We start from the raw sequence: 6,615 nt of genomic DNA on the forward strand, positions 1-6,615 counted from the left end.
AGCTAAGGATCGTTCTTTCCTCGAAGGGTTTGGGAATGAAGCAGACTGCGCTGAGATGGGGCGGCAATTCGCTCGGCCGGGAAGCCGAGACAAAGGCGAACGGTATGCGGCGTTTGATGAGTTCTGCTGCAATGCCGAAGCTCTTCCCATCGACGACATCGACATCGAGGAGAGCGTAGTCAAAGTCATCGTGAAGATGTTCGTGCGCATCGGTGATGGAATTGAAATTTCCGACGACTTGATGTCCGYCGTCCTCAACGATGGACTGCAGGTCCAGGGCGATAAACGGGTCGTCTTCCAATATTAGGATACGCATACCTTTTACTCCGAGGATTTATACGCAACGACATCGCCGCGACCGATCTCGTCCCACACGCTTGAACCGCAGCGCCTCTCATAAGCGCGAACATGTGGAGAACGGAATTCAGCTGCGAGAGTTCCTCCATATACTTCGTTTTCCCTGTTATACGCGGCTTTGGTTAAGGTTAAGTTACCACGAAGAGTAGTCAGAAATGAACTTCGGTATATTTAATGGCTAAGCTTTACTGTGCAATCCGCGCGTCAATTCCTTCAAGAACCTAAAATTATACTGACTCTCGTCGACAAGCGGCGCAAAGCAATGTGCTTTGCGCACGACAGCCATTAGAAAAAAAAGGGCGCCAACCCCGTTGCTGGCGCCCTTCTCGTCTCTCTGAGGCCTACTGCCGTCGCGGCTTTGGTTCTGTCTCGAACTCGCTGTCATGGCGGCTGAACCTCGGATCGTCTCCATTGAAGGTCTCGTCGATATATTCGCGACCGCGCTTGGTCATGTCGTGCGCGTAGCGAAGTCCCTGGCGACGGACCTCGTCCGACCATTCGCCGAAGGCCTGGTTTTCGCGCCGACTGCGCGGGATGAGCGCACCGATGAGAACGCCTGCCGCCAGGCCCACCAAGCCCACCACGAGCGGATTCTCCGCGACGTAATCTTTCACATCGCTTCTCGCTCGCCCAAAGGCCTGGCCCGAGGTCACCCGGGCGCGGTGAAGACGGTCGTGATTGCGATCATAGGCGTCTTCCGCCCATGCGGTCGCGCGGTCGACTTTTTCATGCKCCCAATCCGAGGCCTGCTCATAACGCTCAGTGGCTCTCTGCCGCGCATGCTCGGTTCTGTTCTTGACGGCGTCCTGCGTCTCCTRAACGGTCTCGCGCACTTTCTCCGCAGCATCACGCACTTGTTCTCGGGCAGCCTGGACAATCGATTCTTCGTCCGTCTTGGGCGATTGCGGCATCGGAGATTCGCCGACTTGGCCGACCGATGTGCCCGCAGAAATCTTATGGGATGTGTCGGTCCTCGTCCCTTTGTTGCCGTTCTGCTTCGCGTCGCTCATGGGGTGTCTCCTTTGAGAGGATCAAGATCGGATCGGCGTGAAACCTGTCCGACATGTTTCAATTCGTCGCGGATCTCGTCCATGGTCGCATCGACAGCTGGACTCGCCATGTCGACGCGATCTGGTTTTCTCGCCTCGCGCGTCAACCTCTGCAGCAACAAGCCGATTCCGGCCGTGACAAGCAGAACGGGCACGGGATTGTTTCGGATCGTCGACAAGGCGCGATCATAGTATGGTGCATACGGCGTTTCCCGCACGACGCCCAATGCATCGTCGACGACACCGCTCACGGTGAGGCGCCGTTGCAATCGATCGATCGTCTGGTCCAGCCGGGCACGGCTCTTGGCGATGTCTTGTTCGAGTTCATCCATCTCTCGCGTCATCCAGCCGCCCTCTCGGAGAGAACGTCCGCATCCTGCTTGATGGCCTTCAAGGTACGCTTCGGTGTGACGGAAAAGGCCGCGATCGATCGACGACCGAGGAGGGCCAACGCGATTGCGACGAGAGCCATGACGCCGCCTACGATGAGCGCGGCCAGAGCATCCGAATGCACGATCGTCGCCAACCAATCGACAAGCGCTTTCGTGAAAAGAATGAGCGCCGCGATAGCGAAGATCGCCGCGGCGACGATCATCGCCATGCCGGTGAACATCAAGCGGATATTGTCGTTCATCTCGGCCCGGAACAGGGCAAACTCTTTCTGCGCCAGATCGCTCGCGTTGCGGAGGATATCGCCGAAAAGCGACTGTAGGGTTTGAGGGTTTTCGGACATGACGAATCTCCATCAACCCCGCTTGCTCGATCGCGGCTTCTCACGATGGACAAGACGTTTTTCATTTCGATGGGCTTCGCTCGCATTGTCCTCGCGAAGCTGGCGCGCCGTGCTCTTGATGAAACGAGCGGCGAAAAAGCCGAGAGCAACGGAAACGGCGGCAACGCCGACCGGATGCCGACGCATGAAGTCTTCGGCCTCGCCGACGATCTCAGCAACGCTGCGGTCCTGAATCGACTCCGCGAGTTGATCGAGCCCCTCGGCTGCACTGTCCACGACGGCGCGAATATTGGGTCGGTCATCGAAGTCGCGTGTCGAATCCCGCAAAGAATTGGCGAAGTTTGCGACGGATTGGGCGATATCGTCTTTTCGATCCTCCGCATAGCCTGCCGCCTGCTCTCGCGCGGCGTAAAGGAAATCGCGGCCGCGGGAAACGGCCTCGTCCGCCAGCTCGCTCACATCCTCTTTCAACTCGCCCCATTCAGCGGGATCGCCCATGTCGGTCTCCATGCCCTTGTCCTCCATGTCCTTGTCGCTCCGCTGTCCGGCGCCCATCGTTCACCTCTTCATGATTGGCGAGGAAGTAACCGCTTGAGACACAGCGGGTTCCCGGCCTTCTTCAATACTGCCAAGATAGCGTTTAAAATCACTGCGCGAAGCCTCATTCGTGCAACGTTCGCGCCATCGTGGCGTTCTCAAGCGGATGGGCGGATGATTTGATGAGCGATGTCGCTTCCGGAGCGCTGGACCGCACCGAAGACGGACGTGGACGATCGGCCCGGACCCCGGGCAAGATTCCCCTTCTCGGGTGGCGGGACATTGGCCATCGGGTGATCCGCAAGGTTCTCGCCGACCGCGTCGGGACTGTTGCGGGAGGAACGACCTTCTTTCTGATTCTCGCTCTCTTCCCGGCCCTCGCCGCGCTCGTCTCCCTTTACGGTCTCGTCGCGGATCCGGTCAGCATCGCCGACCGCCTTGCCGATTTGAAGGGCTACGTTCCGGCGGATTTGCTCGATCTCATTGCCGGTGAACTGACGCGGCTCCTCGAGAAACACACCGCTACCCTCAGCTTCGGCTTCATCAGTGGGCTTGTGGTCGCCTTATGGAGCGCCAGCAGCGGCATGCGCGCGATGTTCGACGCCTTGAACGTGGCCTATGAGGAGGAAGAAAAGCGAAGCTTTTCCCGGCGGGTCCTCATCTCGTTGATCTTTACTGGGGGCGCGATCGTTTTCTTCGTCATCCTGATCAACCTGATGGTCGGCGTGCCCATCGCGGTCAATGTCCTGGACCTCGGACCGATCGGCGAGATCCTGCTCGCCGTCCTCCCGACGGTTCTGATGTTCGCATTCACCATTTTTGCCCTGGCCATCCTGTATCGCTTCGGACCCAGCCGGCGAGACGCCAAATGGCGCTGGGTCACCCCAGGAGCACTTTTTGCCGCGAGCGTGTGGTTGATCGGCTCCGTGACGTTCTCCTGGTATCTGGCGAACTGGAGCAATTATTCGGCGACGTATGGTTCACTCGGCACGGTTATCGGCGTCATGATGTGGATGTATCTGTCCTTGTGGGTCGTTCTTGTGGGGGCCGAGCTGAATGCGCAGATGGAGCATCAGACGACACAAGACAGCACAATCGGGGCGGACAAACCGCTCGGCGACAGAGGCGCCACGATGGCCGACACGATTGGCGAATCCCACGCCGAATAGGCGCGAACCGCCTATCGTGCGGTACCGTCAGGTCGGCCTGTCGCGGCGTGCTTCGGGTTGACCGGCGCTCGCCATCCATTCCACCAGGTCGGTGACCTTCCTACGGGCCTCCTCGTCTTTCAGCTTGAGAAATCCGCGAACCAGACGGTCGCTGTCAGGAAGCGACTGAAATTCCTGGATCATGTTGCGGGCGGCACCATTCGACGGAAGGTCGGGCAACCCCTCGAAGAAATACTCCACGCTGACGCCCAGGATAGTGGCGATGCTCAGGAGACGCCCGGCACCGATCCGGTTGGTCCCTTTCTCGTATTTCTGAACCTGCTGGAAGGTCAGCCCGAGTGCGTCAGCGAGCTTCTCCTGACTAATTCCAGCAGCGTTTCGCCTCAGCCGGACCCTCACCCCGATGTGCTTGTCGATCGAGCTCGGCGCTTTTTTCTCCACAGACGGTCACTCCACCCTTTTTTGGATCCTGTATCAGCAAACGCCGGCCATAACTAGACGTTGCATTATCACATTATGCCATTAATAATTGCATTACTCATTCGGGGATGCTCTGTGGCGAGCCGCACGTTCGACCATGCAAACGAGGCCTTTACCTTCATCGAGGGCCTTGATGTGCTGTCTGGACCCGAGGAGATCGTAGACGCATTGGGGCGCACGCTTTCCCTGTTCGGCTTCGAGAATTTCATCGTCACGGGGCTTCCACGACCACGGGAAAAGTTCGAGCAGGTCGTACTCCTGAAAGCCTGGCCGGCTGAGTGGTTCCAGATCTACAGCTCTGAGGATTACGTAAGGGACGATCCGATCATCCGCCTGTGCCGTAACACCGTTCATCCCTTCGAATGGTCAGAAGCGCCTTTCGATCGCAAGAAGGAGAGACGGGCGGCCGAGGTCATGGACCGTGCGATCGACTTTCGCATGCAGAAGGGATTCTGCCTGCCGGTCCACGGGATCAACGGCTACGAGGCCTGCCTGTCCATGAGCGGGATCGATCTCGACCTGTCGTCCCGCACAAAGCCAGCCATTCATCTCATGGCCATGTATGCATTTGAGCGAGCCCGGCAGATCCTACGCCCTCAATCTTTCGAGCGCATGGCGGATTTATTGACCGACAGGGAGAAGGAGACTCTCGTCTGGGCTGCAGCCGGCAAGTCCGCCGCCCTGACCGGCGAGATCCTCGGCATCACGGAGCGCACCGTAACGGCCCACATCGTGAGCGCGTGCGACAAGCTCGGTGCCGCAAACAAGACGCAGGCCGTCGCCCGCGCCCTGCAGAACAGGCTGATCGGGCTTTAACGGTAGCCGTGGAGCGAAGTAAGGCACCTGTAATTTCCTACAATACCGCGACCCGGATCGTCAGACGAAACTACCCCCACCAAACAACAGGGGGTTCCCATGACAGCCATCCACGTGGTGACGAGCGGAAATCGAAATCGGTATGAGAACCATATCCGAGAGTTTCATCGGCTCCGTCATCAGGTCTTCGTCGAGGAATGCGGATGGGAGGGGATCAGGCGCGCTGATGGCCTCGATATCGATTCCTACGACAATGCGAATGCCGTCTATCTGCTCGCCGTGGACGGCGAGCGCCTCGTGGGTGGTCAGCGGCTCTACCCGACCATTCTTCCGCACATGATCAGCGAAGTGTTCCCGCATTTGGCAACACGTGGAATTCCGCGTGCTCCGTACATTTGGGAATGGACCCGCTATTTCGTCGTAAAGGAACGGCGTATCGGCCGAACGGATTGCCGTCTCCTCGCGGCGCTGCAGGAGTTCTGCCTCGACGAAGGCATTAGCGAAGTCACTGCCGTCGTCGAAATGTGGTGGTTGCCGCGCTGGCAACAGGTCGGCTTCAAGGTGCGCCCACTTGGCTTACCTGTCGTTGTCGAAGGACAGGCTTGCATCGCGGCCTCGATCGCTGTCTCCGAGACCAGTCTCGCCCGCGTGAAACGATTGGCAGGCTTCAACGGGCCATCCTTGATCCGTCACAATCTCAGCAACCCCGTCACCGATCAGGTGCCCTATGCAGCAGCCTAGCAAACTCCCACCAGGCGAGAGATCTCTACGAGAAGATCTGGTCGACGCATTGGCAGAAACAGTCGTCGATGTGGTTGCGCGGCTGCAACCGGTGACGCGGCTACGCCTTCTCGCTTTCATGCACCTGTTCGAAAACCCTGAGACGATCAGAGCCGTCCTCGACATCGAAGCGACGGGTGCGGTGCGCCTCACTCTGGCGCAAAGATCGGACGGTGAAAGACGTCATTGACCGATTGCGAGGTCAGCGCCGGGTAAACCGGTACGGCAAGACGTAGTTCAGCGCTGCGCCCGGCGGGGGCACCGGAAGAGGGCTTGCGCGTTGAAAAATGGCAATTGCTTCCTGGTCGAGGCTCGGTTCCCCGGAACTCGTTGCAACCTTGGTCGAAAGAACCTGTCCATCGGGCGCCAACCTCACGCTGACGACGACTGTTCCGGGAGACGCTCCGGGCGGAAACCGTGCGAACCGATTGAGATGGCTACCGAGAAGTCCGCGCCATGATGCGATTGCTTCCGGAGACGCGACTGTCGTCCCCGGAGCGACCGATGCGGAACGGGTCGAGGGGGCGGGTGCAGGCGACGGCGGCGGCGCCGACGTGGCAGGCGCCGAGCGCTTCGAAACCGCCTTTGGCTTTTTTGTTTCGACTTTTTTCGGCGGAGGTTCGTCCTGCTTCTTCTCTTCCTGCTTCACTTCCGGCTGGACGGGAAGAACCACCGGGCTCGGAAGATCTGGCAG

General features: G+C 59.0%; 11 protein-coding genes. 4 read left to right on the forward strand and 7 right to left on the reverse strand.

All coding sequences use genetic code 11. The features are described 5' to 3' along the window. From AC1DT3_RS09470 to AC1DT3_RS09490, 5 genes are all read right to left on the reverse strand, one after another. On the reverse strand, positions 1–316 hold a 316-nt coding region (locus tag AC1DT3_RS09470; protein ID WP_477465003.1), incomplete at its 3' end, for a response regulator. Positions 317–698: 382 nt separating this feature from the next. Beyond that, on the reverse strand, positions 699–1,367 hold the full coding sequence (locus AC1DT3_RS09475; RefSeq protein WP_477465004.1) for a hypothetical protein: 669 nt from the start codon (positions 1,365–1,367) through the stop codon (positions 699–701). Continuing rightward, entirely contained in the window at positions 1,364–1,738 is a 375-nt protein-coding gene (locus tag AC1DT3_RS09480) for a DUF3618 domain-containing protein (RefSeq protein ID WP_477465005.1), read from the reverse strand. Before AC1DT3_RS09480 ends, AC1DT3_RS09475 begins: the two co-directional genes overlap by 4 nt. Positions 1,739–1,746: 8 nt before the next feature. Then, positions 1,747–2,139 (reverse strand): phage holin family protein, encoded by a 393-nt coding sequence (locus tag AC1DT3_RS09485; protein WP_477465006.1) that lies wholly within the window; start codon positions 2,137–2,139, stop codon positions 1,747–1,749. 12 nt (positions 2,140–2,151) lie between these two features. After that, complete coding sequence (locus AC1DT3_RS09490; protein WP_477465007.1) at positions 2,152–2,694, reverse strand: hypothetical protein; 543 nt, start codon at positions 2,692–2,694, stop codon at positions 2,152–2,154. Positions 2,695–2,858: 164 nt separating this feature from the next. On the opposite strand from AC1DT3_RS09490, the gene AC1DT3_RS09495 reads away from it, so the two are divergent. Then, the gene (locus AC1DT3_RS09495) at positions 2,859–3,845 is read left to right on the forward strand and encodes a YihY/virulence factor BrkB family protein (RefSeq protein ID WP_477465008.1); all 987 of its coding nucleotides are present in this window, start codon (positions 2,859–2,861) and stop codon (positions 3,843–3,845) included. A 27-nt stretch (positions 3,846–3,872) separates the two neighbouring features. On the opposite strand, the gene AC1DT3_RS09500 is transcribed toward AC1DT3_RS09495, so the two are convergent. Continuing rightward, positions 3,873–4,286, reverse strand: a complete 414-nt coding sequence (locus tag AC1DT3_RS09500; RefSeq protein WP_477465009.1) for a helix-turn-helix domain-containing protein — start codon at positions 4,284–4,286, stop codon at positions 3,873–3,875. 114 nt (positions 4,287–4,400) lie between these two features. Here AC1DT3_RS09500 and AC1DT3_RS09505 point away from each other — a divergent pair, with 114 nt between their 5' ends. The 3 genes from AC1DT3_RS09505 to AC1DT3_RS09515 all read left to right on the forward strand — a co-directional run bounded on the left by AC1DT3_RS09505 (position 4,401) and on the right by AC1DT3_RS09515 (position 6,111). Next, positions 4,401–5,141 (forward strand): helix-turn-helix transcriptional regulator, encoded by a 741-nt coding sequence (locus AC1DT3_RS09505; protein ID WP_477465010.1) that lies wholly within the window; start codon positions 4,401–4,403, stop codon positions 5,139–5,141. A 99-nt stretch (positions 5,142–5,240) separates the two neighbouring features. Next, positions 5,241–5,882, forward strand: a complete 642-nt coding sequence (locus tag AC1DT3_RS09510; RefSeq protein ID WP_477465011.1) for an acyl-homoserine-lactone synthase — start codon at positions 5,241–5,243, stop codon at positions 5,880–5,882. Positions 5,883–5,931: 49 nt separating this feature from the next. Continuing rightward, the gene (locus AC1DT3_RS09515; RefSeq protein ID WP_477465012.1) at positions 5,932–6,111 is read left to right on the forward strand and encodes a hypothetical protein; all 180 of its coding nucleotides are present in this window, start codon (positions 5,932–5,934) and stop codon (positions 6,109–6,111) included. A 12-nt stretch (positions 6,112–6,123) separates the two neighbouring features. On the opposite strand, the gene AC1DT3_RS09520 is transcribed toward AC1DT3_RS09515, so the two are convergent. After that, positions 6,124–6,615: energy transducer TonB family protein (locus AC1DT3_RS09520; RefSeq protein WP_477465013.1), on the reverse strand; the 492-nt coding region annotated here is incomplete at its 5' end.

The sequence above is a fragment of the Microvirga sp. P4_G7 genome, assembly GCF_056401005.1.

Coding starts and splice junctions, on each gene's coding strand:
- AC1DT3_RS09485 (WP_477465006.1), bottom strand. CDS start 2,139: ATGTCCGAAAACCCTCAAACCCTACAGTCGCTTTTCGGCGATATCCTC.
- AC1DT3_RS09480 (WP_477465005.1), bottom strand. CDS start 1,738: ATGGATGAACTCGAACAAGACATCGCCAAGAGCCGTGCCCGGCTGGAC.
- AC1DT3_RS09490 (WP_477465007.1), bottom strand. CDS start 2,694: ATGGGCGCCGGACAGCGGAGCGACAAGGACATGGAGGACAAGGGCATG.
- AC1DT3_RS09510 (WP_477465011.1), top strand. CDS start 5,241: ATGACAGCCATCCACGTGGTGACGAGCGGAAATCGAAATCGGTATGAG.
- AC1DT3_RS09495 (WP_477465008.1), top strand. CDS start 2,859: ATGAGCGATGTCGCTTCCGGAGCGCTGGACCGCACCGAAGACGGACGT.